3 pseudogenes are annotated in these 1,617 nt (G+C 63.6%); 2 read left to right on the top strand and 1 reads right to left on the bottom strand.

What is annotated here, in order from left to right:
- Positions 1–84 (top strand): annotated as a pseudogene (locus tag ABFX50_RS50520) (IS5/IS1182 family transposase); the annotation flags it as partial.
- A 467-nt stretch (positions 85–551) separates the two neighbouring features.
- Positions 552–1,064, top strand: a pseudogene (locus ABFX50_RS50515) (IS3 family transposase); the annotation flags it as partial.
- Between the two features lie 466 nt (positions 1,065–1,530).
- Here ABFX50_RS50515 and ABFX50_RS50510 read toward each other — a convergent pair.
- A pseudogene (locus ABFX50_RS50510) lies at positions 1,531–1,617 on the bottom strand (IS5/IS1182 family transposase); the annotation flags it as partial.

Genomic DNA, 1,617 nt, shown 5'->3' with positions numbered 1-1,617 from the left:
CGCTACGAACGCCGGGCGGACCATTTCGCATCCTTCGTCGCCATCGCTGCAGCCCTCATTTGCTACCGCCGACTTACCAAATGAGTCAACGTCTAAGAAGGTCGCCTCCCGACTCCGGCATGCCGCAAGCGACCTATTCCACGGCCAACGTCACGCGCTGGACGGTCCGAGTAGCTACGACAACGCCTCCACCCACCTCACCCGCCTACCGAGCACGCCCGCCAAAGGCGGCGACAAGATGGACATGGGTAGGGGCGAATCAAGCGGCAAGGGGGCGGCGAACGACGACGCGATCGCCAGTGCTGCCAAAGCAAGCGAGCAGGGCCGTGCTCGTGCTCTCTCTCGCAGAGAGGTGGCTCGGCGTGCCGCTGAAGATGCAGAAGAAATGGGTCTGCCTAAAATGGCTAAATTGGCCAGAGCATGAAAGGCATTGGGATGACGAAGTAGCTCGCTGGGAGCAGAAGGATCCCTTCACCCTCTAACGAGTTGGTGCGTGATAGGGAGGGCGACGTGCTGGATTGAAGGGCAACGCCGGGCTCGGCGGGCTGGCCAAGCTGTGGGTCAAGCAACAAGCCTGGAGACGACGTCCACCCACACCCGCCGCTTCCGCCCAGGTCGACGATGTGTTCTCGCGCCGGATCGTCGGCTGGGCGATGGCTGAGCACATGCGCACCGAGCTGGTGACCGACGCGCTGGCGATGGCGCTGCACCAGCGCCGCCCCGAGGCAGGGGTGATACACCACAGCGATAAGGGCGGGCAATATACCTCGATCGCCTTCGGCCAGCGCTGTGAGCAGGCGGGCGTCCGCCCGTCGACGGGTCGTACCGGGACCTGCTTCGATAATGCGATCACCGAGAGCTTCTTCGCCTCCCTGGAGTGTGAACTGATCGACCGGCGCACCTTCCATACCAGGTCGGAAGCCGAGCGCGCCCTGTTCAGCTACATCGAGGGCTTCTACAACCCGCGCCGCCGTCACTCCGCCAACGGCCAGGTGAGCCCCGCCGAATACGAGCGCCGACACGCGCTCAAGAACGCCCAAGACCTCGACTATGCTGCCGCGTAGTCGCAAGCCTTGATCTGTCTATCGAACCGGGGCAACTCCACCCATGCCACGAGGGCGCCATCGACGGCCAGCTCGCGGAGGTCTTTCCCTCACCAGGGAACAGATCACCATGCTCACTTTCGTGGGCACGGTCGCCGCCGTCTGTTCCATGACGACTGACCTGTTCGGTGTCCTGGAGGGTGTCCCAGCCCCCCTTGTAGCCACCCCTCCGTCCACGTCCCTCACGGCGAAGACTCCCGCCGTTGACGCCGAGATCCGCGGAGACGATCGACGCGTATGGACAGAGACCGTGTACAGGGTCTGTACGAACAAAAGCGCTGGCGATGTCGATGAGTGGCAGAGGTGCCGCGACTTGGTTCTCCACCTCATGCGTCCACCCCAGCAAATCTCGGTGAAGGCAGGTCCCTAGCCTGCCGTGGGCCGCATCATGGCCGCCCGGGACAACAGCCAGACCTTAGACAGTGACTCATTTGGTGAGTCGGCGGTAGCAAATGAGAGCTGCAGCGATGGCGACGAAGGACGCGAAGTGGTCGGCCCGGCGTTCGTAGCGCCG

Origin of the sequence: Nonomuraea recticatena, assembly GCF_039533245.1 — a bacterium.
Taxonomy (GTDB): Bacteria; Actinomycetota; Actinomycetes; order Streptosporangiales; family Streptosporangiaceae; genus Nonomuraea; species Nonomuraea roseola.
The sequence above is the reverse complement of the archived record's forward strand: the minus strand, read 5'-3'. Positions and strand labels throughout refer to the sequence as shown.